We start from the raw sequence: 24,295 nt of genomic DNA, 5'->3' as shown, positions 1-24,295 counted from the left end.
GGCCGAGTGGCCGGATGGCCCACGGTGATGATGCGGGTGTCCTGCACCTCGGCCAGTTCGCGTACCTTCCGCACGAAGAACTCGGGCGACACCGCTCCCAGTTCGCGCCCGAGCAGGACGATGGCCGGCCTGCCGTCCAGGATGGATCGCAGGCCGTGCGCGCCGCTGTTGGCGGCGGCGACCAGGTACTCGTGGCCGATGGTGGCAGTAGGCGATGGCCATTTGGCTATCTTTGGTACGCGATGGCCGTTCGGCGTGCACTCACGAGACCGGCCCGAGGGGGGACTCGGCCGGGCCGGCCAGCACGGCCCCGGACGCGCTGAATCGACTCCCGTGGCACGGACAGTCCCAGGTCGACTCGGCCGGATTCCACGCCACCTGGCAGCCCATGTGGGGGCACACGGCGGACCGCTCGGTGACCGTCCCGTCGAGCTCGCGGTGGACCGCGATGGCGCGCCCGTCGCGCTCGACGATGGCCCCGTGTCCGCGGGGAATGTCGCGGACGGACCGCGCACCCGGGCCAGCAAACCGGTCACGGACCAGGTAGTAGGGATAGTCGGCGTTCTCCTTCAGGTAGTCCCACAGTCCGCGGGTCAGCGCCTTCCGGCTGGGCGCGAACAGGTCGGCCCAGGGATTGCTCCGGCCTTCGATGGCGTCAGCCATCATCAAGGCGGCGACCGTGCCGAACGTGAGGCCGTTGCCCGCAAAGCCGGTGGCGACATACTGCCGGTCGGCGGTGGCACCGATGTACGGGAGGCCGTCAGGCGTCTCAATCACCTGCCCCGACCAGCGATGCTCGACCGCCGCGCCAGGGACGAGCGCCCGCAGGTCGCGCTCGAGGTGGTCGTACCGGGCCCGCGTGTCGGACTCCTGCCCCGTCTTGTGGTCATGGCCGCCGAAGACGAGCAGGTCGTCGGGCGTTCCCGGGACGACTCGCAGGTAGCGGTAGGGGTCGGCGGTATCCCACCAGAGCGCGTCCGGCGTGGCCCCCTTCGCCACGCGCGCGCCGATGACGTAGCTCGTGTACAACGCCAGCTTGGTCTGGAACAGGGAGGCCGCGATCGTCCCGGTCACGCCGACCAGCGGATTGTGCGTGGCGATCACCACGTGGTCACAGTGGATGACGTGACCGTTGGCCTCGACGCGACGCGGATCGTCGTGGACGGCCGACACGTCCGACCGCTCGAAGATGCGGCCCCCGGCGCTGGCAACCAGCGCCGCCAATCCGGCGAGGTACTTCGCGGGGTGGATGCGCGCTTGGGCGGCGACCCGCAGGCCCGGCGTGCCGGCCAGCGGCACTGTCGCCTCGAACTGCACGTCGAAGCCGCATTCGCGGGCGACCGCCTCGTCCTCGCGGAGGCCCTCGACGTGCCCCGACGCGTCGTCGCCCACTGGCGCGTGCAGGTAGCCGTCGACCCAGGCGAAGTCGACGTCGAGGCGATGGTCCCTGACGATCTGGTCGATGGTCCCGAGGGCCGCGAGCCCGGCGTCCCACGTGGCCTGGGCGTGGTCGCGGCCGACGCGCCTGGCCAACTCGCTCAAGCGGGTGTCGGTGACCATGGTCAGGTGCGCACTCGTATGTCCGGTGTCCACCGCCCCGCAGGCCCGACGCTCCAGCAGCACCACGCGCCGCCCGGCGCGCGCCAGGAGGTAGGCCGTCGTGAGGCCGGTGATGCCGCCACCGATGACGACGACCTCGGTCGTGTCGTTGGCCGACAGCGGGCCGAAAGATGGGTGCGGCGCGGTCGCCGCCCAGTAGGAGGTGCTGGTCGCGTGCTCACTCATGTCGGTCGCCTTCCTTGCGAGGCCTGCGGCACAGCCATTGTGCGGAGCGGTCCCCGGCCCTCGCATCGAGAGCAGGTCGCGTGCCAGCCGAGCGCTGAGGCGCGACACGACCTGGCGCAGTTCATGCAAAGACTGCCGACGCTGATTGGAGGTGTTGCTGCTGTGTCGACGCCCTTGTCGAACCTCGAATGGCAGTTGCGCTTTCACCTGCTCGAAGAGAGCCTGACCGATTACGCCGTCTTCAGCATCGACCGGGAGGGCCTCGTCACATCGTGGAATCCCGGGGTCGAACAGGTCCTGGGCTACCCGCCGACCGAGTTCGTCGGTCTGCCCTTCGAGGCCCTCTTCACGCGTGAAGATCGAGCGCTCGCCCGTCCCGCCGAGGAACTGGCGCGAGCGGCAGCGACGGGACGATCCGACGACAAGCGCTTTCATGTGCGACGGGACGGCTCCCGCTTTCCGGCCGACGGGGTGGTGCGCGCGATTGCCGGCACCACCGGCGTGCACGGCTACCTGAAGGTCATGCACGACGCCTCGCGCCAGCGGCACGCCTCCGACGCCCTGCGCGACAGCGAGGAACGCTATCGGCTCCTGGTCGAGAACGTGCGGGACTACGCCGAGTTTCTTCTCGATGCGCGCGGCCACGTGGCGAGCTGGACGGCCGAGGCGCAGCGCATGAAGGGGTATGCGCCACACGAAGTGGTCGGGCAGCACCTCCGTGTCTTCTTCACGCAGGAAGACCGCGACAACGGCATGCCTGAGCGCGAACTCGCCCGAGCGGCCGCCGATGGTCGGGCCGAGGGTGAGGGATGGCGCGTCCGCAAGGACGGCACCCGCTTCTGGGGCGATGAGATCGTCGCCCCCATCCGTGACGAGGACGGCTCTCTGCGGGGATTCGCCAAGATCGTGCGTGATCTGACGGCGCGGCAACTCGCGGCCATCGAGCAGCGCGAACTGTATGCACAAGCGCACGAGGCCAACCGACTCAAAGATGAGTTCCTCGACATGGTGTCGCACGAACTGCGCACGCCGCTGAATGCCATCCTGGGCTGGTCACACCTCCTCGCGTTGGCGGCGACCGAGTTCGATGCCACCCAGACACGGGCGGTCCAGGCCATCACGCGAAACGCCCAGATTCAGGTCCAGCTCGTGGACGACCTGCTGGACGTGTCCCGGATCGTGTCCGGTCAGGTCAAGCTGCAGGTGGAGACGGCGATTCTGGCCGATGTCGTCAAAGGGGCTGTCGACTCGGTCCGACCGGCCGCCAGCGCCAAGTCAATCGACCTCTCGTTCCACATCGAGCCACGCGACGCGCTGGTACGTGCCGACCGGGATCGCCTGCAGCAGGTCATCTGGAATCTGCTCTCCAATGCGATCAAGTTCACGCCGAGTGGCGGCCGCGTGGATCTCTGGGCCACGACGACTGCCGGCGACACGGAGATCGTCGTCGCGGACAACGGTATCGGCATCGACCCGGCGGTGCTGCCCTTCGTGTTCGACAGGTTCCGTCAGGCCGACAGCTCGACGACCAGGCGGCACGGGGGCGTGGGGCTGGGCCTGGCCATCGTCCGCCATTTGGCCGAACAGCACGGCGGCACGGTCGAAGTCGCCAGTCACGGCCTCGGCGCGGGCGCGACCTTTACGGTGCGCCTCCCCGCACCGCAGATCCCGGCCGAGCCGACGGTGACCATACCGCAACGCAACGTGGACGTCGAGGCGTCCCTACCCGCGCTGCATGGCGTCCGTGTCGTGGTGGTAGACGATGACGAGGATGCCAGGGAGGTGTTGCAGACCGTGCTCGCCCACGCCGGCGCGGACGTCGCGGTGGCCAGTTCGGTGGCCTCGGCGATGGACTGCATGGCGACACGTCGGCCGGACGTGGTCGTGGCCGACATCGGGATGCCAGGCGAGGACGGCTATGCCCTGATTCGGAAGCTTCGACAGGCACCGCGCGCGCAGGGAGGCGCCGCCCCGGCGATCGCCCTGACCTCGTTTGCCCGGGCCGAAGACCGAGCCAAGGCCCTGGAGGCGGGCTTTCAACTGCACCTCAGCAAGCCCATTGTCCCTTCAGCTGTCGTCCATGCGGTCGCCAGCTTCGTCCCGCAAGGCAGAAGGGCGACGCAGACCGACGGGGCTCAGGAACCCTGAGGACGACCACTGGCGAGGCGCTCGGCCAACGATGTCAAGGCGGCACGGTCCTCGGGTGCCATCTCGCGGAACCAGGCGAGCAGCGCCGCCTCGGCGTCGCTGTTGAACGCCGCCGAGATCGGACTCAGCGGGACCGTGGCGGCGATTCCGTGGGCCGCCGGCCGATCCAGCAGCAGATCGCGCACCTGCCGTGCCAGCGCCTCGGCGCGACGCTGATAGAGCTCGGTCAGTCGCGTGTCGGCCTGCCGCGCCGCCTGATATAGCGCCTCGAGGTCGTCGTGCCCCGTCGCGCGGGCCAGCTCGGACAGCCGTTCCTGCAGATTCCAGTGGGAGTCACGCCAGGTCGCCAGGAGCTCCCGCTCCCGGTGCTCCGGGCTCGCCTGTGGCCCGACGAAGGGCACGATCGTGGCCGGACGCCGTGGGGTGGCGTCGGTGTCCCTGGGCAACTTCATCACCACCACAATAGACGCTGTCGAGCCGGAGTCGGCTTCGAAAATGCGCGCCGAGCGCGGCGGCGCACGCGCCGCCGCCGTCAGTCGGTGCCTTGCGCAGGGGCCCCGGGGATGCCGGGAGGGGCCACCGGTGCCTCCCCGTCGCCTCGCCCGAACCGCCCTGGCCGCACCAGCAACTGGACGACCGCGATGTGGTTGTGGCGCGCGGGACGCACGCCGAGCTGGAACACTTCCTGCCACATGTAGCCGGCTTCGACGGCAAGGTCGCGGGAGAGCCGCCGCTGCAGCCCCGTGAAGAGGCGGTGCTGATCCACCCCGCGGGCCGGTCCGAGCCGTGTGTCGCTCCAGTTCAGGAACAGCTCCTGGTGGAGCACGAGCGTCCACCCGGGGGCCGTCGACAATGGGCGGGTCACGCGCACCTGCTCGCGAATCCGATGCGAGACCTCACCCCACTCATGCAGGTAGCGCTGATCCTCTCGCACGCGCAGCACGGGGGCCCAGTGGCCGACGCGCGGCAGGGCCAGCACCACCTGCTCGTACGCCTGATGCTCGAGCAGCGTCCCCACGACCGTGTGCCTGGGCACCATGGCGTAGGCGGCCCCCAGCTGCACCCCTGGCGTCACGCGCTTCAGCAGCCCCCCGCGCAGCACCACCTGGTCGTAGTGCGTGAAGTTCTCGTTCCACCGGGGCTGTCCTTCGAGAATCACGGACCACGTGCGGGCGACAGGGATCTGACTGTTGACCTGGAGCCACAGTTGCGCATCCCACTGGTCCAGAATCGCCTGCCCGTGCGCGATCGTCGGGGCCATCAGCACCGTGCCTGTGACGAAGGCAAGCGTACGGGCGAAGCGGTTCAGGAGCAGGGGACGAAGCACGGCTGTGGGGCGAGATTATGCCGCGAGCGCCGTCTGCGCGCCACCGTGGGCCGGTCCGTGCGCGGGCAAGGCCTGCGGTCACCTGGGCGGCGGCGCGTACGTGATCCAGCCGAAGACCGAGTGGCCGTGTCGCGCGGCCTTGATCGCCGTCCCCGGCACGTGTTGCCACAGGTAGCCGGCCTCGACCGTCACGGCCGGCGACAGCTTGCGCAGGGCCGTGAGGAAGAAGCGATTCTGGTCGTAGCCCTGGCGCGGCCCGCCGACGGTCTCGTCCAGCGTCACGAACCACTCGTCCCAGACGGCCACCGACCACGGACTGCGACCGATGGGCCGCACCAGGCGCCCCAGCGCTCGAAACCGGTGCGACGTGTCGCCCCATTGCTCCAGGAATCGCTGCTCCTGCCGCAGGCGAATCGACGGCGCCCACTTCCCGGCCTTCGGCAACGTCGCGGTCACCTGCTCCCACAGGCGTTGCTCGTGAAAGGTGATGTCACCGCTCCACCGGGGGATGTAGCCGTAGCCGCCCCAGACCATGACACGTGGACTGAGTCGTCGCCCGAGAGCGCCGCGAAGGAGCAACTGGTCCTTCTGGCTGATGTCGTCGTTGAACCGCGGCTGCGCCTCGGCGTGGACGACCCAGGCGTCGCCGAGGGGAATCTGGCCGAGCAGCAGCAGCCAGGCTTGCCTGTCGTGCACCACGGGTACCGATTGCGCGCGAGCGTCACCAGCGCACCCGGTGAGGAGGAGGACACCGGCGATCAGCGCGGAGCCGAAGGGACCTGCGTTCGGCCTGACGGACGGTTCGATGAGCCTCACGCGACCTCACGACCGTGGCGCGAGCAAACGCACGACGGTGCGCATGCCACCCACGCGCTGGAGCCCAGGCACGAAGCATCCGGCATCGAGCGCCTGGTCATCGGCCGCAAGACTGCCGGCATCGAAGGCGAGCGTGTGGTCCGCCCCTGTCGCCGCCACGGCGACCGCGGCCCAGTACCGTGCGTGCCCCGTCGCCACGACCTCGGCGGAGGTCCCCGCGGGCAGCGTCGCGAGCGCGGCGACGATGTCGTGGATGCGCGCCTGATCGTCGCTCACGTTGAACGTGAGCCAGTGCGGGTGAGAGCGCTTGCGCTCGGCCACCGCGGCGCCCGTCTGGAAGACCTGCAGCACCAGCACCGGGCGCTTCGCCTTCCGGGCCGCACTCACCTCGGGCAGGGTGCTGCCAGCCGCGCTGCCCTCCTGGTGAATGACGACGAGCGGCCGGCCGCGCCCCGGCGTCCACAGACTCGCGACGCGATCGCCCTGGCCGCGACTGATGAGGCCCGTGCTGCTGCGCGTGGCGGTCACCTCGTCTGGCAGCGCGAGCGTGTGACGGAGCCGACGACGGAGCACGGCGAGATCGGTCGTGGCCTCGGCCTGGGCGGTGGTGACGCGCCGCCAGTCGGCGAACAGCCCGGCGTAGTCGACCGCATGCGACGGCAAGGGCTTACCCATCAACGCCAGCATGTCGCCGAGCTTCTCGATCGGCGCCGACACCTCCTTGCCCTCATCGGCACGCCCGAAGGCCTGCTGATCGAGGAAGCGGTAGACGGCTTCGCGGGTGGCCTGGTTGTAGTTGTGCGGGGCGTCGACCTGGATGGTGGAGATGCGGTCGCCGGCGCCGTACAGCTCGTAGATGCGTCGGATGGCCGGGAACTCCTCCTGGGGCACGCGGCGCGTCCAGTCGCCGGTGGCCGACGTCATCAGCATCGGCTTGGGCGCGAAGGCCGCGGCGATGTCCAGGTTGCTGATGCCCAGGCGCAGTCCCGGCGCGTTCTCACAGGCCGAACCGCCCTGCATGTACGCGGACACCATGTTCACCGGGGCGGCGTAGGCGATGCGATCGTCGACGGCCGCCAGCAGGAACGTCTGCGTGCCGCCGCCCGAGGCCCCCGTCGCGCCGATGCGCGTGGCGTCGACCTCGGGTAGCGACGCCACGTAGTCCACGACGCGCAGCGAGTTCCAGAGCTGCAGGCCGAGCGGCCCGAACGCCCACAGCGTCTCGCGTCGCCCGGAGAACGCGTGCGGCACCTGGATGGTGTCGTTGTAGCCGACCATGTCGTAGATGAGCACCACGTGCCCGCGCTTCGCGAGGTTGGCCGCGCGCATGGGGACCGAGGCGAGCGGCTGGTGCTCGAGCCGACCGTAGTTCCAGTGCCCGTGTGGCGACACCACCGCCGGATGCGTGCCGGGCGTCGTCGGCACATACAGGTTGCCGCCGAGAAAGAACCCGGGCCACGTCTCGAGGAGGACCTTCTCCACCGTGTAGCCGTCCCGCTGCAGCTTGCCGAAGCGCTGGGGATGCAGCGGGGTGCGCTCGGGCAGCGGATCGAGCCCGGCTGCGGTGAGGACCTGCTGCTTCACGCGGGCACGATGCGACTCCCATGTCGCCTTGCTCGGGAAGTCGCCCAGCACCACGTGCGTATCGGTGTCGGGCACCTGGACGTTCCTCCGGTCCGCCGTCGAGGCGGGATCGGAGGCGGGGGCAGACGGCGAGGGCGTCGCAGGTGTCTGGACGAGGAGGGCGAGCAGCAGCGCGAGCATGACGCGCACTGTACGCACGAGTCCACGCGCTGGCAAGGCCCCGCGGGGCCGTTTGCTGAGCTGTGTCAGCCGTTGCAGGACAGCCCCCTCGGTGGTACCGTCACTCGCTGGAAGGACAGCCAGACTCTAGCCACGAGTTTCGAGCCCGCCTGACTCGAATCCGCTCGCGAGCCTGTGAGCGGAGACCCGCGAGGTCTCCGGCATCTTCCGAGTGGTCCGTCCCTCACGGGCGGCGCCGGCACGTCAGGCAAGGAGGATCGGCAGTGGCGAAGAGCCTGTTCGTTGGGAACATCCCGTATCAAATCAGTGAGCCCGAACTGGAGGAGATGTTCGCCCAGGCGGGGGCCGTGGAAAGCGTCACGGTCATGCGGGATCGCATGACGGGTCGTCCTCGCGGCTTTGCCTTCGTCTCCATGGCGGACGATGACGGCGCGCAGAAGGCGATCCAGCAGTTCGACGGCAAGGAGATCGGCGGCCGGGCGATTGCGGTGAACGAGGCGCGTCCGCGTCCCGAGCGGGGTCCGGGCGACTTCGGCGGTGGTGGCGGCGGCGGCTTCGGTGGTGGGGGCGGTGGTCGCCCCGGAGGCGGTGGAGGCCGCAAGCCCGGCGGCGGTGGTGGTGGCCGCGGCGGGGGCGGCGGCTACGGTGGCGGTGGGGGCAATCGCCGCGAGCCACGCTGGTAGACGGGCCGCCTCGAGGGTAGGGCCGGCTCTTGGGTAGGGCCAGACCGTTGGGTAGGGCCGGCTCTTGGGTAGGGCCGGCTCTCCGAGCCGGCCGTCACCGTCAGACCGCCGTCACCGTCAGACCGCCGTCACGGATCGTGACGGCCCGTTTGGAAAACGGGCCCTACCCCTTGCCGCGTCACGGTCCGTTCGGCGAACGGGCCCTCCCACCTAACACTCGCTCAGACTGAGCGGGATGTGCAGCGCCAGACCGCCGTCCGCGGTCTCCTTGTACTTCGCACTCATGTCCTGCGCGGTCGTCCACATCGTGTGGATGACCGCGTCGAGCGAGACCCGGGCATTCGCCGGGTCGCTCGCCATCGCGAGCTGGGACGCCGTGATCGCCTTGATCGCGCCCATCGTGTTGCGCTCGATGCACGGAATTTGTACCAACCCGCCCACCGGATCGCACGTCAGGCCGAGGTGGTGCTCCATCGCGATTTCTGCCGCCATCAGCACCTGACTCGGCGACCCGCCGTTGACCTCCGTCAACCCCGCGGCCGCCATCGCCGACGACACGCCGATCTCGGCCTGGCAGCCGCCCATCGCCGCCGAGATCGTCGCGCCCTTCTTGAATAGGCAGCCGACCTCCGACGCCGCGAGCATGAAGCGCACGACACGGTCCGCGTCCGCCGGCCCCTTGCCGAAGACGACGTCGTAGGCCAACACCGCCGGCACGACGCCCGCGGCGCCGTTGGTCGGTGCCGTCACGACGCGCCCGAAGCAGGCGTTCTCCTCGTTCACCGCCAGCGCGAAGGCCGTGACCCAGTCGAGCGTCCAGGCGAAGTCGTGCCCGCCGGCGGCGATGGCCGTGAACCAGGCGTCGAGGTCCGGCACCGCGGCCGCGCCCAGCAGGCGCGCATTGAGGTCGGCCGCGCGTCGCCGCACGTGGAGGCCGCCCGGCAACTGCCCTGGCGTATGGCAGCCGCGATACATGCAGGCGCGCATCACCTGCCACACCCGCGCGATGAAGGCGCGGGTCTCCGCCTCGGGACGCCATGCCGCTTCATTGGCCAGGACGACGTCCGCCACGGTCAGGTCGGCGTCGCGGCACCAGCGCAGCAGGTCCTCGGCGGTGTCGACCGGGAAGGGCAACGTCGCGGCGGCACGCGGCGGCCGCGGATCCGACTCCCACGCGACGAAGCCGCCCCCGACCGAGAAGCACGTGATGGCGTCCCGGCGCCCGTCGGTCCACTGCGCATCGAAGCGCATCCCGTTGGGATGCGTCGGCAACGACTCACGCGTGTGGAAGTGCACCTGCAGCCCGATGCGCGCCCCGTCGGCCAGCGTGATGGCGTGCTCGGCGAGTGCCTGGTGGGCCTGCGTCTGCACGTCGGTCATGTCGCAGGTCTCCGGATCGGCCCCGAGCAGACCGGCGATCACGGCGATGTCGGTCCCGTGGCCTCTCCCCGTCTTGGCCAGGGATCCGTACAGGTGCACCTCGATCGCCCGCAACCCGGCGAGCCCGGGCGCCTCGCCCCAGCGCGCCAGACTCTGCTGGGCGGCGCGCCACGGCCCCAGCGTGTGGGAACTCGACGGGCCCACGCCGATCTTGAAGATGTCGACGATCGACAGGCGTTCGTCGGTCATCACTCACCCACGCGGCAGCGCGGTCTCGATCTCGGCCAGTTCCTCGGTCGACAGGCGGACGTCGGCGGCGCCGACGACCCCATCGACCTGGGACGCAGAACGCCCGCCGACAATCGCGGCGGTGACGACCGGCTGGCGCAACGTCCAGGCGATGGCCACTTCTCCCGGCGAGCGGCCGTGTCGCGCGCCAATCCCGCGCAGCACCGCGACGAGCGCGAGATTGGCCGTCAGCTGCGGCTCCTGGAACTCCTTGTTGTGGCGTCGCCAGTCGCTCGCGGCCAGACCCTCGATGCGCTCCCGCGTCATCGCGCCCGTCAGCAGCCCTGACTGCATCGGGCTGTAGACGAGCACGCCGATGTTGGTCTGCAGGCAGTACGGCAGGACCTCGGCCTCGATCGCCCGCCGCAGCATGGAGTACGGCGGCTGCAGCGAGGCCACCGGGGCGATGGCCTCGGCGGTTTTCAGATCCTCGACGGTGAAGTTCGACACGCCGATGTGCCGCAGCTTGCCCTGCTGCTTGAGCTCGGCGAGCGTGTGCCACGCCTCCTCGACGCTGCCCGGGGACGGCTCGGACGCCGCCTGCCAGCGCGGCCAGTGAATCTGGTAGAGGTCGATCGCCTCGACCTGCAGGCGACGCAGGCTGTCTTCCACCTCACGACGGAGCGAGGCGCTCGACAGGTTGTGCGTGACGATCCGGTCCTCGCCCCACACGAGACTGCACTTGGTGAAGACGTACGGCCGTTCGGCGCGCGGGATGTCGGCGAGCGCGCGCGCCACGACGTCCTCGGAATGGCCGAGACCGTAGGCGGGGGCGGTGTCGATCCAGTTCATCCCGCGGCTCACCGCCTGACGAATCGCCGCCACCGACTCCGCATCGTCCTGCGGCCCCCAGCCGAACCGCCACTCCCCGCCGATGGCCCAGGCGCCGAAGCCGATGGGCGTGATGTGAAGGTCGGTGCGTCCGAGCTGGCGTGTCTGCATGTCGACGATTGTAGACACGACGGCTCGTTCGGAGAACGAGCCCTATGCCTTCCGCTGACGGCCCGTTCGGAGAACGGGCCCTATGCCCTTCCGCTGACGGCCCGTTCGGAGAACGGGCCCTACCCATCAGCTGGGTAGGGCCGGCTCTCCGAGCCGGCCGTCACGTCAGCCCTCCCATCACTGCAGCGGGGCGTTGAGGATGACGGTGGCCGCGGACGGCGGCAAGTCATCAGGGGGCGCGTTCACCAGGAAGCGTTCGCCCGGCAGCACCGCGAAGTGATAGCGCATGTCGTAGCCGCGGAACGGGATGGTGAACAGTCCCCGTGGCGTGCCGACCCTGGGTGTGGCGCCGCGCAAGTCGACGTCCACGCGCATGAGCGTCCGGTTGAGACCGTGGAAGTAGAGCGTCGTGCCATCGGCACTCCACGCCGGCTCTCGACCATAGTCGGCCGACACCCGCCACCGCCGCCCGTCGGCCGGCACCGGGATGATCCACACCTGCTGTCCGCCCGACTCGGGTGTCGAATAGGCGAGGTAGCGGCCGTCCGGCGACATCGCCGGCTCCTGATCGTTGTGCCCGGACTGCACCAGCGGCGTCGCCGCGCCACCATCGAGCGATCGCATCCAGATGTCCCAGCCGCCCTGCTGATCGAGTTGCTGGAACAGCAGCGAGCGCCCGTCGGGCGTGATCTCGTAGGGGACGACGCGTTCGGTGAACTCGAAGAGCGGCGTCTCGCGCTGCCCGCCCTGCGCCGATGCGCCGAACAGGGTCGGGCGCCCGTTGCGCTGCGAGATGAAGTAGACGACACCGCTGTCGCGCGACCAGAACGGCGAGATGTCCTCGGCGGCGTGCTGGGTCAGGCGGATGCGCGACCGGCGCTCCAGATCGTGCACCCAGATCTCCCGGGTGCCGCTCTCGGCGTCTACTTCCTCGACGGCGACGAGCCGCCCGTCCGGTGATGGCCGCATGTCGCGGATGTCGGCCGACGTCAGTTGCTCGACCGGCACACCACTCGCATCGAGCAGCTGCATCTGCCGAGGGCTCTGCCCCGTGCCCACGAAAGCCACCGTGGCGAGCGCCGGGGCGCCTCCAGCCACCCGCCGGACCGCAGGTGCGGCCACCGCAATCTCCGCCTCGCCCAGCCCGTATGGGTCGACTGCCACGCCATCGACGATGGTGCGGCCGTTGTCGAGGAACGTGGCGCTGGCGACGTCGAGCCGACGCGCCCGCAGCTGACCGGCCTCGGTGTAGAACACGCGGTCACCGACGACCACCGCGTTCGATCCGATCTCGCCGAGCGCGCGATCGGGGGCATCCTCCGGATCGGTGAGGCGCGCCAGGTACAGCGTGCGCCGCCCGTTGCGGGCACTGATGGCCGAGTAGACGAAGTGCGTGCCGTCACTCGTCCACGACGGCCACGCGAGATGCGTGCGCAGGCCGGGGCGCTGCACCCGCACGACGCGGGGCGCGCCGCCAGACTCGCGGACCGCCATCAGCGACGTCCCGTGCTCGACCGTGAAGAGCAACGTGCCATCCGGGCCCCAGGCCCCCGAAGACGGCCGCCGCGCCGGCGCCACGAGCGTCGGCTCACCGCCGGAGGGGCGGACCTTCCACAACGACACCCCACGGAAGAAGGCAATCCACTGCCCGTCCGGCGACCAGAAGGGATCGCGCGCGCCCTGCGTCTGCTCGAGTTCGACCGCATTGACGTCGTTCATCCGACGGACCTGCAGGCGACCCGCGGAGGTGTAGGCCAGGCGCAGGCCGTCGGGCGACAGCGCCACGCTCTGGATCTCGTCTCGCTGCCCGACTGGCGTGACCGCGAACTTCACTTCGGCCGGCACCACCGGCCGCGACGTCCACCACCAGGCGCCGAAGGTCAGCCCGGCCGCCAGCGCGCCGACCGTCGCACCGATCGTCAACAGCCGCGAACTGCTGGCCCGTGGGGGCGCCTTGGGTTCGACCGGCACCAGCAGGCCGGACAGCGCCATCTCCAGGGCCCCGGTGCTCGGATAGCGGTCCGACGGGTCGGTGGACAGGGCCCGCTCGATGACGCGGATGAACGCCAGCGGCAGGTCGCTGCGGACGTCGGCGAGCGGCTTGCGCTGGCGCGCGAGGTGCGCCGCCTTCAACGACTCGGGCGAATGGGCCTCGACCGGTACCGAGCCCGTGACGAGCCGGTACAGCAGGACGCCGACGCTGTAGATGTCGCTCTTGACGCTGGCCTTGCCGCCATCGAAGAGTTCCGGCGCCATGTAGAGCGGCGTGCCGACCTCGTCGTGCACGAAGGCGCCCTCATCCGAGACCGCATCCCGGCCCGTGCCGAAGTCCATCAGCACGAGGCGCCCGTTGCGATCGCGCATCACGTTCTGCGCCTTGACGTCGCGGTGCAGCAGCCCGGCGGTATGGACCGCCGACAGCGCCGAACACACGTCGATGCCGATCAGCGCCACTTCGCGCGCATTGAAGCGCCCAACCCGCATGAGCATGGCTTCGAGGGTCTCGCCCTCGACCAGTTCCATCCACAGGCCGACCAGCCCGTTGCGACGTTCGGCCCCGAACACCGTCGCCACGTGCGGATGCTTGACCCGCGCGAGCAGCCGCGCCTCGCCGATGATGTCCTTGCTGCCGCGCTCCTCGTCGCGATCGACGGTGAGCTTCAGCGCCACTTCGCGATCGAGTTGCGGGTCCCAGGCGCGATACACGTAGCCACGGGCGCCGCGCCCCAGCTCACCGCGCAGCGTAAGATGCCCCCACGTGTCGCCGGCCTGGACGGGCGGCGGCGGCAGCGTCGCGGCGCCCCCGGGGTCTGGCAGCGTGTCGCGGTGCAGGCGCGCCACCTCGGCCAGGACCTTGAGTTCCTGCAAGGTGGCTCGCGTCTGCGTGTCGACGGCCAGCGCGTCCCAGTCGATGGCCTCGCCGTCGGCCAGCGCGCGGGACACGTGCTCGTACAGCGCATCCGGATCTCGAAGCATGGGTGCGTGGCGGGTAGTGTACCGCTATGGCAGGCTGGCGTTGAGGATCACGGTGGCCGGCACCGGCGGCGTCAGCGGCGGCGGCACGTTGACGACGAAGCGCGACGGCCCCGGCAGCACGCCATAGTGATAGCGCATGTCGTAGCCCCGCAGCGGAATCGTGAACAGCACCTGCGGTCGCCCCAGCACCGGCGTCTCGCCGCGGGTGTCGATCGCCACCCGGATGAGCTGTCGCTCGTGACCGTGGTAAAGCAGCGCCGTGCCCTCGGCATTCCAGAGCGGCTGGCGCCCATGCTGCTCGGAGACGCGCCATCGTCGTGCCGGGCCCGACACCCGGGACAGATAGACCTGCCGCCCTTCGGATTCGGGTGACGAGTACGCGAGCCAGCGGCCGTCAGGGGACAGGGTCGGATTCTGCTCGTTGGCGGGGCCGCCGACGAGCCTGGCCGGCGCGCCTCCGTCGAGCGGCCGGATCCAGACGTCCCAGCCCGTGTCCTGGCTCTGCTGTTCGTACAGCAGCGAGCGCCCATCCTTCGTGATCTCGGACGGCAGCGATGGGCGATCGAAGGCCAGCACCGCCGTTTCGCCGCCGTCGCCGTTGGCGCGCACCGACGCCAGCAGGCGCTGCGCGCCGCGATGGGCCAGGAAGAAGATGGTCTCGCCGTCCGGCGCCCAGGTCGGCGCGATGTCGTGGCCCGGCTGCCGGGTCAGGCGCCGCGGCGTGCCGCCGCGCACGTCGAGCACCCAGATGTCACGCCCGCCGGTCTTCTCGTCCACCTGCTCGTAGGCGACGCGTGTGCCGTCGGGTGACACGCGCAGGTCCCGCACGTCGCCGCTCGCCAGATCGATCAGGGTGGCGCCTGCGCCATCCACGATGCGGAGCGTTCGCGCGGTCGACAACCCGCCGACGTACGCCACGGCCCCCGTCGAGGCGACCGCGATCTCGATCTCCCCATCGCTGTACGGGTCCGTCTGGATGCCTCGCGCCAGCACGCGCGCCTCGCCGACCAGACGACGCAGCGACAGATCGAGGCGACGGGCGACGAGGGCGCCATCGCTGACGTAGAACACATGACGGCCCATCGCCACGGCTCGCGAGCCGAGTTCCATCACGATGGCGTCGGCCGTCTCGGGCGGGTCCGCGAGGCGGCCCAGACGCAGGGCGGGGCGTCCGGTGTCTGCGCTCACCGCCGAGTACAGCAGATGATCCGCCCCCACGAGCGAGGGCCACCGCAGCATGGTCCGTTCGCCGGGCACCTGGGTGCGCAGGACACGCGGCAGACCGCCGGGGGGCAACAGCATCAGCGACGAGCCGTTCTCCACCGAGTAGACGACCGTCCCGTCGGGCCCCGCGGCGCCCGTCGATGGCCGGCGCGCCGGTGCGACGAACTGCGGCTCACCGCCCGAGACGCGCACGCGCCAGAGAGTCGTCCCGCCGAAGAAGTACACCCACTGGCCGTCAGCCGAGAAGAACGGATTGCGCGCCCCGAGCGCGGGCTCCAGCGGTGCCGCCGCCTCGTCGTTGAGATTGCGCAACCGGAGACGCCCGCCGGAGGTGTACGCCAGCCGCTGCCCATCGGACGAGAACGCGACGCTCTCCACTTCCTCGCCCACGGGCGGCACGTCGAAGCGCACCTCCGGGCGCGGCGGCGGCCGCGTGAGCCAGATCCCGAGCGCCACGCCGATGGCCACGACCCCGGCGGCGAGGACCGCCCCAGCCACCACCCTCGCTGGTCGCCGCCCACGGGCCTCGGGGGCTGACTCGATCGACGCCGGCGTCCACAACGTGGTGAGGGCCACCGCCAGGTCGTGGACGGTCGGATACCGCTCGGCGGGATCGGTGGCCAGAGCGCGCTCCACCGTCCGCACGAAGCCGAGCGGCAGATCGCTGCGGACGTCCACCAGCGCGCGGCGAGGCCCCCCCACCGCCGTGGCGCCCGTCACGAGGCGATGGAGCAGTGCGCCGATGCGATAGACGTCGGTTTCGACGCGCGGGCGCCCTCCGGCGACCAGCTCCGGTTCGGCGCCCGGAGCGAGCGGCTCGTCGAGCGGCAACGAGAGCGACGCCACGGCCGCCCCGAGCGCATCACGTCCGGCGCCGAACGGCACCACCACGACGCGGCCGTTGCGATCGCGAATGACCTGGCGGGTCGTCAGGTCCCGATGCAGCACCCCGATCTCGTGCATCGCCGAGAGGGCCGCACAGATGTCGATGCCGATGAGCGCCGCTTCGCGCGCGCTGAAGCGGCCGGCGTGGCCAAGCGCGGTCTCGAGGGTCTCACCGTCGACGAGTTCGAGCCACACGCCGACGCGCCCGTGCCGGCGCTCGGCGCCATGCACGAGCGCGAGGTTGGGATGGCGGAGCTTGGCGAGGAGTCTGGCCTCGCGCAAGGTGTCGCGACCGGCCGGGTCGGTCTGTACGTCGGGGCCGATCGCCAGGACCACCTCGGCGCCCAGTTCCGGGTCCCAGGCCCGGTAGACGAGTCCACGCGCGCCCGGCCCCAGGTCGCGCCGCAGCGTCAGGTGGCCCCAGGTGCCGCCGGCCTGGATCCCCGACGCCTCATGCGCCATCGAAGCGACACTCGAGCGGCAACGCCGCCGCCAGCCGATCCAGATAGGCCGAGCGACGGATCTCGGTCGCCCCGAACTGCTGGAGGTGAGGGGTCACCCACTGCGTGTCGAGGAGCACGAAGCCGCGCGCGCGCAGCCGTTCGACCAGCGCAACCAGGGCTACCTTCGACGCATCGGTGGCGGTGTGGAACATCGACTCGCCGAAGAACGCGCCGCCCAGCGAGACGCCATACAAACCGCCGACCAGCACGCCGCCCTGCCACGTCTCGACCGAGTGGGCACAACCGAGCCGGTGCAGCGAGACATAGGCCGCGACGATGTCGTCGGTGATCCACGTCTCGTCGCGCTCCGCGCAGGCCCGCATCACGGACTCGAAGGCCGTGTCGATCCGCAGGTCGAACTTCGACTGGCGCACGACGCGCGCGAGTCGCGAGGGGGCGTGGAAGGTGTCCAGCGGAATGATGCCGCGCGGGTCAGGCGAGAACCACTCGATGCGCCCACGTCGCCCGGTGCCCATGGGAAACCAGCCGAGCGAGTAGGCTCGCAACAGCAGGTCCGGATCGATGGTCTGCCTGGCGCGGGAACGCATGAGAACTGCCCTAACGATACCCGCGGTCCGCCCCTATCGCATCACGTCGCTCATCCGGGCGCCGCTGTAGCCGGTCATCTCGAGATAGCCGACGCCGGTGATCGGACGCTTCGCCGACGCGTCCCTCCCGGCGTCGCTGCCCGTGACGCGGACGGTGCCCTCCCAGTAGGTCACGTTGGTCGAGCGACGGGTGCGCAACTCCTGGGCGTCGACGGCCGCCGTGACCTGCAGCTGCAGTCCCGCCTTCGGCACGCGCACGTCCCATTCGACCGGGTATGTGGCCCCGCTGGCCGGCGACCGCCAGGTACGTTGCGGCGTCACGGAGAAGTCGGCGACGGTCAGGTGGTCGGTGCGGCCGTCCGGGTGGACGATCGTGCCGCTCGAGAAGGGATTGGGCCGGCCGTTGTCGAGCCGCAGCTGATAGAGCATGAGCTCGCGGCCGTCGGCCAGTTGCAGCGCGAACCAGTCCCAGCCCTTCGTGCCCGGGTCGAGCGCACTGGTGCCGAACTCGTGATCCATCCAGCTCGTGCCGCGAATGGGCACCGTGCGCCCACCGACCCGCACCGTGCCGGTCGTCGGCATCCGCGTGAGCGAGTAGTAGTGCGACGCGTTGCCGGGGTCGCTGCCCTTGCGGCTGTAGCCACGCTCCCCTTGCAGGACTGGCGCCTTGCCGGGTTCCAGCGTGAGGTCGAGCGCGAAGGCGCCCGTATCGGCCACGATGCGATGCCGCCCCTTCGCGTCGAGCGACACGCGCCAGTTCTCGTTCCACACCTCATAGCGATCCGTGCGAGCCCCGGCCCAGTGCACGCCGGCCCGGTTGAGGCGATCGGCGAACTGGTGTCCCACACCGTCCACGTCGGTGAGCGCCACGTGGGCCATGTACAGGTCGCGCACGGCGAAGACCGAGGGATTGGTCGGTGCGGCATCCACCCCGACGCGGAAGAACGTCACCTGATACCCGTACGCCTTGCCATCGTCGCCACGCACGTTGCCGGTGTAGTACCACCACTCGATGCGGTACTCGGGATGCGCGACATGATCCTCAGGCACGCGCACGGCTCGCGACGGCGTCGCCCTCGCCCACGTGTCCGAGGCGACGGGGCCGTTCGTCGTCGACTGCGAGGGCCTATGGCTCTGTGGGTAGGGCCCGCCTTCTGGTGGGTAGGACCCGCTTTCCGATGGGTAGGGCCCGCTCTCCGAGCGGGCCGTCACCGTCAGCCCTGCCGTCACCGTCAGCCCTGCCGTCATCGCAAGACCCGCCACTACCACCACCCACTTCCCCACCGCCCACATCACTCGTCCTCCAGGGGGGCATGCGTCTCCTGCATCGCCCGATGCGCGGGGTACAAGCCCGCCAGCAGCGTCGTGACGACCACGAGGGCGGACATCTGCAGCAGCGACCACCAGGGAATCGCGAGATGGATCGTCCAGCCGAAACTCTGGAGATTCACCACGTACACGAGGATGAGGGCCAGCAGCAGCCCGAGGGCGACGCCCGCGACCTGACTGATCGTGCCGAGCATCGCGGCCTCGGCCACGACCATGGCGCGCACCTGCCCGCGACTGGCGCCGATGGCGCGCAGGATGCCGAGCTCACGACGACGTTCGATCACCAGCGTCATCAGGGTGCCGACGATGCCGAGCAGCGCCACGATGATGGCGATGGCCTGCAAGGCGTACGTGATGGCGAACGTGCTGTCGAAGATACGCAGGACCTCTTCGCGCAGCGACCGGTTCGTGAAGATGAAGACGCCGGACGCGCCGTCGAGTTGCGCCAGCATCTCGGTCCGCACGGTCGCGGCCCGCGTGCCGTCCTTGAGGTACACGGTCAGGCCCGTCGGCCGCTGGGCGCCGAAGTGGCGGGTCATCGTCGCGTTGTCCATCATCACGACGCCGCGGTCGCTCGAATAGTCGAAGTAGACGCCGACCACCTCGAACGAGACCGGTCCCGCCGAGGTGTTCAGTGTGATGCGATCGCCGGCGCGTGTGCGATAGCGGGTCGAGAAGGGCTCGGACACCAGCACGGCGTCGCGTGTGCGCGCCCACTGCAGCGCATCGCGACCGGCCGCGGTCTCCTTGAAGCGCAACCCGCCATACCGCTGCTGCAGCGAGAAATCGCCCGCCCCCATGTAGATGAGGCTGTTCTCGTACGGCACCGTCACCGTGTGGAAGGCGTCCACCGCCGCCACCTCGGGATGCGCCCGGACGATGTCCTCGACCGGACGGGAGATCGTCGGCGCGCGTGCCCCGCTGCGCCGCGACGCCGGCCCGACGAACAGATCGGCCTGCAGACTCTGCCCCACCCAGTCGATGACCGTCTGCCGGAAGCTGCCCACCATCACGGTGATGGCCACCATCATGGCGAGGCTGACGGCCAGCGCGGCCACGCTGACGGCGACGCGCCCGATGGCACCGCCGAGCGCCGCATGGGCGAGCCAGCCGCCGACCGAGAAGAGCCGGAACCAGAGGGCGCGCCCGTGGCCGGCCGCCACCTGGAGGAGGAGCGGCATCAACAGCGCGGCGCCGAACACCAGCGCGAAGCTCGCCAGGTAGCCGGCGAGCGGCAAGCCACCGATGGGCGGCAGCTGGCTCAGCCCTGCGGCGAGCGCCAGCAGCACGATGGCCAGCCATCGCAGCCGTCCCTGTCGCGACGTCCGCGCCGTTACGCGGTCGGCACCGCGCAGCACGGCGGTCGGCGGCACGCTCGCGGCCTCGCGCGCGGGCAACCAGGCGGCCAGCAACGACAGCGGAATGCCGATGAGCGCCGCGAGCACCAGGTCGCGCCACGTCAGCGACGGCGGCGCCGCGGCGGCGGCGACGTACAGGGTGTTCACGGTGCTCGACGTCAGCGACACCGTGACGTCGGCCAGCACCCGGGCGAGGGGGATGCCGAGCGCCACACCGAGCACGCCGAACACGCCGGCTTCCCCCAGGAAGAGCGCCTGCACCTGGCCGCGGGTCACGCCCAGGGCGCGCAGCGTCCCGATTTCCTGTCGACGCGCCAGCACGGAGACCGACACGGCGTTGTACACGAGGAACAGGCCGACGAGCAGGGCAATCGAGGAGAGGGCCGTCAGGTTCAGGTGAAAGGCCGCGAGCATCTGCTCGACCTGCTGCCCGCGCCGCGACGGCCGCTGCACCGCGAGTCCCTTCGGCAGACGCGCGTCGATCGCCCGCTCCGCCGCGGCGATGTCCACGCCGTCTTCGAGCTTCAGGTCGATGCGGTCCACCTGCCCGAGGCGCTCGAAGGCCCACTGCGCCGCTGCCAGATCCATCAGGAGGAAGTTGCCGTCGAGCAGCTTGGCCGGGCCTTCGGCCTCGAGCAGCGCCCGCACGCGCAGCACCTTCGGCCGATCGCTGATGATGATCCGCAGCGGGTCACCGACCTTCAGCCCGTGCCGGTCGGCAAAGGCGCGCGTGATGACGGCGGCCTCGGGGTCGGTCAGCAGGCCGAGGATGTCGCTGGCCGTCTGCGGCGGGGGCACCGATCCCCCGGCATCGCCCACCTCGTAGTCGCGCACGGGAAAGTCGCGCAGGATGTCCACGCCGAGCACCCGCAACAGCTCGGTGCGTGTGGGACTTTCCACCTCGACCAACACATCCCCGTCTACCACCGGCGACGTGATGCCGTATTCGCGGAGCCAGTCGATCTCGGGCAGCACCCGTTCGTCGATCCCGAAGCCGCCGCCGATGATCTCGAGGCCGGCGCGGCCAGACGTCAGGTCGAGCGCGGCCTCGAAGCCGCGGACGGCACTGGCATTCGTCAGGCGGATCGCCAGGACGACGGCGATGCCGGCAGCGACGCCGATGATGGTGATGGCCGTGCGCAGCGCCTCCGCCCGCAGCTGGCGGAGGATGACCTGTCGAAACAGGCGAGACATTACCTGGGCAGTGGGTAGGGCTGGCTCTCCGAGCCGGCCGTTCCCCCCTCGAAGACGCCGTCGCGCATGTGGAGCGTGCGATGCGCTGCCGCGGCAATCTCCGGCGCATGAGTGGCCAGCAGGATGGTCAGCGCCATGGAGGCGTTCAGGTCCTTCAGCAGGCCCAGCACGCGCGTGCCGTTGCCCGTGTCGAGGTTGCCGGTGGGCTCGTCGGCAATCAGGACGGCCGGCTCATGGACGATGGCGCGGGCGATGGCCGCGCGCTGCATCTCGCCCCCCGAGACCTGGGCGGGATAGGCATCCAGCCGCGCCGACAACCCGACCCGATCCCCCAGGTCACGCGCCTTGCGGGTGGCCTCAGCCGGCGCCGCGCCGGCCAGCAGCAGCGGCAGGGCGATGTTCTCGACCAGCGTCAGCGTGGGCAGCAGGTTGAAGAACTGGAACACGAAGCCGATCCGCTGCCGCCGCACCAACGTGAGCTGGTCGTCGCCCATCCGGGCCAGGTCGGTCTGGCCCAGGAGGATGCGCCCGCGATCGGGACGGTCCATGGCGCCGCAGAGGTGCAGGAGGGTGGACTTTCCGCAGCCCGACGGCCCCATCAGCGCCACGAACTCGCCCGGGGCGGCGACAAAGGACACGGCGGCGACCGCATCGCGGTCCTGCCCGGTGTAGCGCTTGGTGACGTTCTCGACGGTCAGCATGTGGTTGACGGTGAGCCGACACTTCGGGGTGCCGCCCCTCCTCCGTTGCTAGGACGGGGGGCGGGGCAGAAACGGTCCCGTCACAGGGGGTTTACCGCACTTTCGCCCTTTCCTCTCCTGGCCATCATGACACGCGTCGTGGTGACGGTAGACCAACGTCCAGTTAGCACGAAGTCAGCCGCATGGTAGCCTTTGTTTCGCACGACCGTGCGTTTTTGGCTCAGCCTTCGTTGACCGGAAGAGAACGAGCACGCTGCCAATCAGTCGCATTCGGGAAAACCGGGGGCGCGGCCGATTGACCTGGGGAGAGCGGAGTTCCCCAGCCCCGCACGGCTCGTCGAGCACAGCGCATGAAGAACCCAGAAACCGCACAGCTGATTGGTGTCAGCACGCAGATGGTCGAGCTCAAGCTCGAGATCCAGCGCATCGCGCGCTCGGACGCCAAGGTGCTCGTGACCGGGGAGAGCGGCGTCGGCAAGGAGCTGGTCGCCCGGGCCATCCACTTCCACAGCCAGCGCGTGGACCGGCCGTTCATCGCCATGAACTGCGCCGGGCTGCCCGAGACGCTGCTCGAATCGGAGCTGTTCGGCCACGTGAAGGGCAGTTTCACCGGCGCCTATCGCGACAAGCCGGGTAAACTGGAGACCGCCGACACCGGCACGATGTTCCTCGACGAGGTCGGCGAGATGACCCTGCGCATGCAGGGCCTGCTGCTCCGCTTCCTCGAGACCGGCGAATTGCAGAAGGTCGGCGCCGACCACCGCGGCAAGCTGACCAACGTCCGCATCATCGCGGCCACCAACCGCAATCTGCAGGAGCTCATCGCCAAGGAGCAGTTCCGCGAGGACCTGTTCTACCGGCTCAACGTGATCCATTTCATGGTGCCGCCCCTGCGCGACCGCCGTGAGGACATCCCGTTGATGATCGAGCACTTCCTGCGCCGCTATCAGGCATTGGGGAGCCACAACTTCGTGCGCGGCTTCGAGCCGGAGGCGTTCCAGGCGCTGGTCGAGTACTCCTGGCCGGGCAATGTGCGCGAACTCGAGAACGTCATCGAGCGCCTCGTGGTGACCGGGCGGCACGAGCTCATCCGCATGGATGACCTGCCGCTCGAGATCAAGGCGCAACGCGGCATGTCGCTCCGGCCCCGCCGGGAGCGTCGTCGCACGGTGGCCGATGATTTGTATAGGAAGCTCGTGGAAGAGAAGCAGTCGTTCTGGACGGCCGTCTATCCGCTCTACATGGAGCGGGAGATCACCAAGCAGAACATGCGCGATCTCGTCCGCCGCGGTCTCGAAGAGGCGCGCGGCAACTACAAGATTGTGTGCAGGATGTTCAACATGGACCAGAACGACTACAAGCGGTTCCTGAACTTCCTGCGCAAGCACGACTGTCAGCTGCCGTTCAAGGAGTTCCGGTGAAGACGATGAGGACCGAGTCGATGAGGACTGTTGCTGCCCTGGCGCTCGCGCTGTTGTTGCCCGCGTGTGCGTCCGCCCAGGACGTGCCGGCGGTGCCGGCACCCACGACATCCCAGGTGGCCGTCCCGCAGGCCGCCGGCGCCACCGACCCCACCTACGTCATCGGCACCGACGATGTGCTGGCGATTGTGTTCTGGGAGTTGCCGAGTCACGGCGCGGAGGTGGCGGTGCGTCCGGACGGCAAGATCACCCTGCCGCTGCTCAACGACGTGCAGGCCGCCGGGTTGACGCCCGATCAGCTGCGCGCCAGCATCACGACCGCCAGCGCCAAGTTCATCCGCGACCCGAACGTCAGCGTCATCGTCAAGCAGATCAACAGCCGCAAGGTGTTCGTCACCGGTCAGGTGGCCAAGCCGGGGCCGTACTCGCTGACGGCGCCGACCACCGTGCTGCAGATGCTCGCGCTGGCCGGCGGCCCGACCGACTTCGCCAAGAAGGGGAAGATCGCGGTGATGCGCACCGAGAACGGGCAGACCACCAGTCTGAAGTTCAACTACAACGACGTCATCCAGGGCAAGAAGCTGGATCAGAACGTCATGCTCAAGCCTGGCGACACGGTCGTCGTTCCATGACCAGCGGGCGTCACGACGGGGCGGGTGCGCCGCGCCTGTGGCGGCGACGAGGGCGCGCAGGCGTCCTGGTGGCCGTCGTGTGGCTGGCCGCCGCCGCGGGCGCCGACGCGCAGCAGATCGACGGGGCCGACAGCAGTCGCCCCATCCGGTCGCTGTTTGGCGGGGCGACCAGCGAGACGCCGACCAATCAGAGCCTGAATCTGTCGGGCGCGCTGTTCGGCGGCTTCGACGATGACATCTTCGCGCGCGGGCAGAATCCCGGTCTCGGGCGCCCCAGGGTCTCGGGCGAGTTCGTCGGTGGCCAGGCCAGCCTCTCGTACTTCAAGCGGCTGGCCACGGCGACCGTCCAGGCCTCGGGCGCGACGTCGGCACGCTATGTGACCGACAGCCA

At 70.0% G+C, this 24,295-nt stretch carries 18 protein-coding genes; 5 read left to right on the top strand and 13 right to left on the bottom strand.

The window, feature by feature from the left end:
* Positions 1–261 precede the first annotated feature (261 nt).
* A complete protein-coding gene (locus Q0C41_RS09385; protein ID WP_291983147.1) occupies positions 262–1,785 on the bottom strand; it encodes an FAD-dependent oxidoreductase in 1,524 nt (507 codons plus the stop codon).
* Between the two features lie 162 nt (positions 1,786–1,947).
* Here Q0C41_RS09385 and Q0C41_RS09380 point away from each other — a divergent pair, with 162 nt between their 5' ends.
* On the top strand, positions 1,948–3,933 hold the full coding sequence (locus Q0C41_RS09380) for a PAS domain S-box protein (protein WP_291983145.1): 1,986 nt from the start codon (positions 1,948–1,950) through the stop codon (positions 3,931–3,933).
* On the opposite strand, the gene Q0C41_RS09375 is transcribed toward Q0C41_RS09380, so the two are convergent.
* The 4 genes from Q0C41_RS09375 to Q0C41_RS09360 form a co-directional block, all read right to left on the bottom strand.
* Entirely contained in the window at positions 3,921–4,385 is a 465-nt protein-coding gene (locus Q0C41_RS09375) for a hypothetical protein (protein WP_291983143.1), read from the bottom strand. The genes Q0C41_RS09380 and Q0C41_RS09375 overlap by 13 nt on opposite strands.
* A gap of 80 nt (positions 4,386–4,465) precedes the next feature.
* Positions 4,466–5,260: a DUF2490 domain-containing protein gene (locus tag Q0C41_RS09370; protein ID WP_291983141.1), complete on the bottom strand. Its 795-nt coding sequence runs from the start codon at positions 5,258–5,260 to the stop codon at positions 4,466–4,468.
* A gap of 78 nt (positions 5,261–5,338) precedes the next feature.
* On the bottom strand, positions 5,339–5,959 hold the full coding sequence (locus Q0C41_RS09365) for a DUF2490 domain-containing protein (protein ID WP_291983139.1): 621 nt from the start codon (positions 5,957–5,959) through the stop codon (positions 5,339–5,341).
* Positions 5,960–6,082: 123 nt separating this feature from the next.
* On the bottom strand, positions 6,083–7,840 hold the full coding sequence (locus tag Q0C41_RS09360) for a S9 family peptidase (RefSeq protein WP_291983137.1): 1,758 nt from the start codon (positions 7,838–7,840) through the stop codon (positions 6,083–6,085).
* A gap of 263 nt (positions 7,841–8,103) precedes the next feature.
* Here Q0C41_RS09360 and Q0C41_RS09355 point away from each other — a divergent pair, with 263 nt between their 5' ends.
* A complete protein-coding gene (locus Q0C41_RS09355; RefSeq protein WP_291983134.1) occupies positions 8,104–8,523 on the top strand; it encodes an RNA-binding protein in 420 nt (139 codons plus the stop codon).
* Positions 8,524–8,733: 210 nt separating this feature from the next.
* Here the strand turns inward: Q0C41_RS09355 and Q0C41_RS09350 are convergent, their stop codons facing one another.
* The 8 genes from Q0C41_RS09350 to Q0C41_RS09315 all read right to left on the bottom strand — a co-directional run bounded on the left by Q0C41_RS09350 (position 8,734) and on the right by Q0C41_RS09315 (position 21,851).
* On the bottom strand, positions 8,734–10,152 hold the full coding sequence (locus tag Q0C41_RS09350) for an L-serine ammonia-lyase (protein WP_291983132.1): 1,419 nt from the start codon (positions 10,150–10,152) through the stop codon (positions 8,734–8,736).
* A gap of 3 nt (positions 10,153–10,155) precedes the next feature.
* Positions 10,156–11,133, bottom strand: coding sequence for an aldo/keto reductase (locus Q0C41_RS09345; protein WP_291983130.1), 978 nt, complete (start codon positions 11,131–11,133; stop codon positions 10,156–10,158).
* 177 nt (positions 11,134–11,310) lie between these two features.
* Positions 11,311–14,109 (bottom strand): protein kinase, encoded by a 2,799-nt coding sequence (locus Q0C41_RS09340; protein WP_291983128.1) that lies wholly within the window; start codon positions 14,107–14,109, stop codon positions 11,311–11,313.
* 24 nt (positions 14,110–14,133) lie between these two features.
* On the bottom strand, positions 14,134–16,680 hold the full coding sequence (locus Q0C41_RS09335; RefSeq protein ID WP_291983126.1) for a protein kinase: 2,547 nt from the start codon (positions 16,678–16,680) through the stop codon (positions 14,134–14,136).
* Positions 16,670–17,269 carry a leucyl/phenylalanyl-tRNA--protein transferase gene (gene aat / locus Q0C41_RS09330; protein WP_291983124.1) on the bottom strand — a complete coding sequence of 200 codons (600 nt, stop codon included), beginning with the start codon at positions 17,267–17,269 and terminating at the stop codon, positions 16,670–16,672. The genes Q0C41_RS09335 and aat overlap by 11 nt, the downstream gene beginning before the upstream one ends.
* Before the next feature lie 33 nt (positions 17,270–17,302).
* Positions 17,303–18,319, bottom strand: coding sequence for a lipocalin-like domain-containing protein (locus Q0C41_RS09325; RefSeq protein ID WP_291983122.1), 1,017 nt, complete (start codon positions 18,317–18,319; stop codon positions 17,303–17,305).
* A 242-nt stretch (positions 18,320–18,561) separates the two neighbouring features.
* Positions 18,562–21,150, bottom strand: a complete 2,589-nt coding sequence (locus Q0C41_RS09320) for an ABC transporter permease (RefSeq protein WP_291983120.1) — start codon at positions 21,148–21,150, stop codon at positions 18,562–18,564.
* Positions 21,150–21,851 carry an ABC transporter ATP-binding protein gene (locus tag Q0C41_RS09315; RefSeq protein WP_291983118.1) on the bottom strand — a complete coding sequence of 234 codons (702 nt, stop codon included), beginning with the start codon at positions 21,849–21,851 and terminating at the stop codon, positions 21,150–21,152. The genes Q0C41_RS09320 and Q0C41_RS09315 overlap by 1 nt, the downstream gene beginning before the upstream one ends.
* Before the next feature lie 350 nt (positions 21,852–22,201).
* On the opposite strand from Q0C41_RS09315, the gene Q0C41_RS09310 reads away from it, so the two are divergent.
* The 3 genes from Q0C41_RS09310 to Q0C41_RS09300 all read left to right on the top strand — a co-directional run.
* Positions 22,202–23,272: a sigma-54 dependent transcriptional regulator gene (locus Q0C41_RS09310; protein ID WP_291983116.1), complete on the top strand. Its 1,071-nt coding sequence runs from the start codon at positions 22,202–22,204 to the stop codon at positions 23,270–23,272.
* A 20-nt stretch (positions 23,273–23,292) separates the two neighbouring features.
* Positions 23,293–23,904: a polysaccharide biosynthesis/export family protein gene (locus Q0C41_RS09305; RefSeq protein ID WP_291983114.1), complete on the top strand. Its 612-nt coding sequence runs from the start codon at positions 23,293–23,295 to the stop codon at positions 23,902–23,904.
* The coding region (locus Q0C41_RS09300; RefSeq protein ID WP_291983112.1) for a hypothetical protein at positions 23,901–24,295 on the top strand (395 nt) is incomplete at its 3' end. The genes Q0C41_RS09305 and Q0C41_RS09300, both read left to right, overlap by 4 nt.

Origin of the sequence: Luteitalea sp., from assembly GCF_022842525.1 — a bacterium.
Lineage (GTDB): Bacteria > Acidobacteriota > Vicinamibacteria > Vicinamibacterales > Vicinamibacteraceae > Luteitalea.
This window is presented reverse-complemented; position numbering and strand designations above follow the sequence as displayed.

Bases quoted from the DNA above. Each gene is read 5' to 3' on its own strand.
- Q0C41_RS09385 (WP_291983147.1), bottom strand. From the start codon at position 1,785: ATGAGTGAGCACGCGACCAGCACCTCCTACTGGGCGGCGACCGCGCCG.
- Q0C41_RS09375 (WP_291983143.1), bottom strand. From the start codon at position 4,385: ATGAAGTTGCCCAGGGACACCGACGCCACCCCACGGCGTCCGGCCACG.
- Q0C41_RS09360 (WP_291983137.1), bottom strand. From the start codon at position 7,840: ATGCTCGCGCTGCTGCTCGCCCTCCTCGTCCAGACACCTGCGACGCCC.
- Q0C41_RS09350 (WP_291983132.1), bottom strand. From the start codon at position 10,152: ATGACCGACGAACGCCTGTCGATCGTCGACATCTTCAAGATCGGCGTG.
- Q0C41_RS09345 (WP_291983130.1), bottom strand. From the start codon at position 11,133: ATGCAGACACGCCAGCTCGGACGCACCGACCTTCACATCACGCCCATC.
- Q0C41_RS09340 (WP_291983128.1), bottom strand. From the start codon at position 14,109: ATGCTTCGAGATCCGGATGCGCTGTACGAGCACGTGTCCCGCGCGCTG.
- Q0C41_RS09335 (WP_291983126.1), bottom strand. From the start codon at position 16,680: ATGGCGCATGAGGCGTCGGGGATCCAGGCCGGCGGCACCTGGGGCCAC.
- aat (WP_291983124.1), bottom strand. From the start codon at position 17,269: ATGCGTTCCCGCGCCAGGCAGACCATCGATCCGGACCTGCTGTTGCGA.
- Q0C41_RS09320 (WP_291983120.1), bottom strand. From the start codon at position 21,150: ATGTCTCGCCTGTTTCGACAGGTCATCCTCCGCCAGCTGCGGGCGGAG.
- Q0C41_RS09315 (WP_291983118.1), bottom strand. From the start codon at position 21,851: ATGCTGACCGTCGAGAACGTCACCAAGCGCTACACCGGGCAGGACCGC.
- Q0C41_RS09310 (WP_291983116.1), top strand. From the start codon at position 22,202: ATGAAGAACCCAGAAACCGCACAGCTGATTGGTGTCAGCACGCAGATG.
- Q0C41_RS09305 (WP_291983114.1), top strand. From the start codon at position 23,293: ATGAGGACTGTTGCTGCCCTGGCGCTCGCGCTGTTGTTGCCCGCGTGT.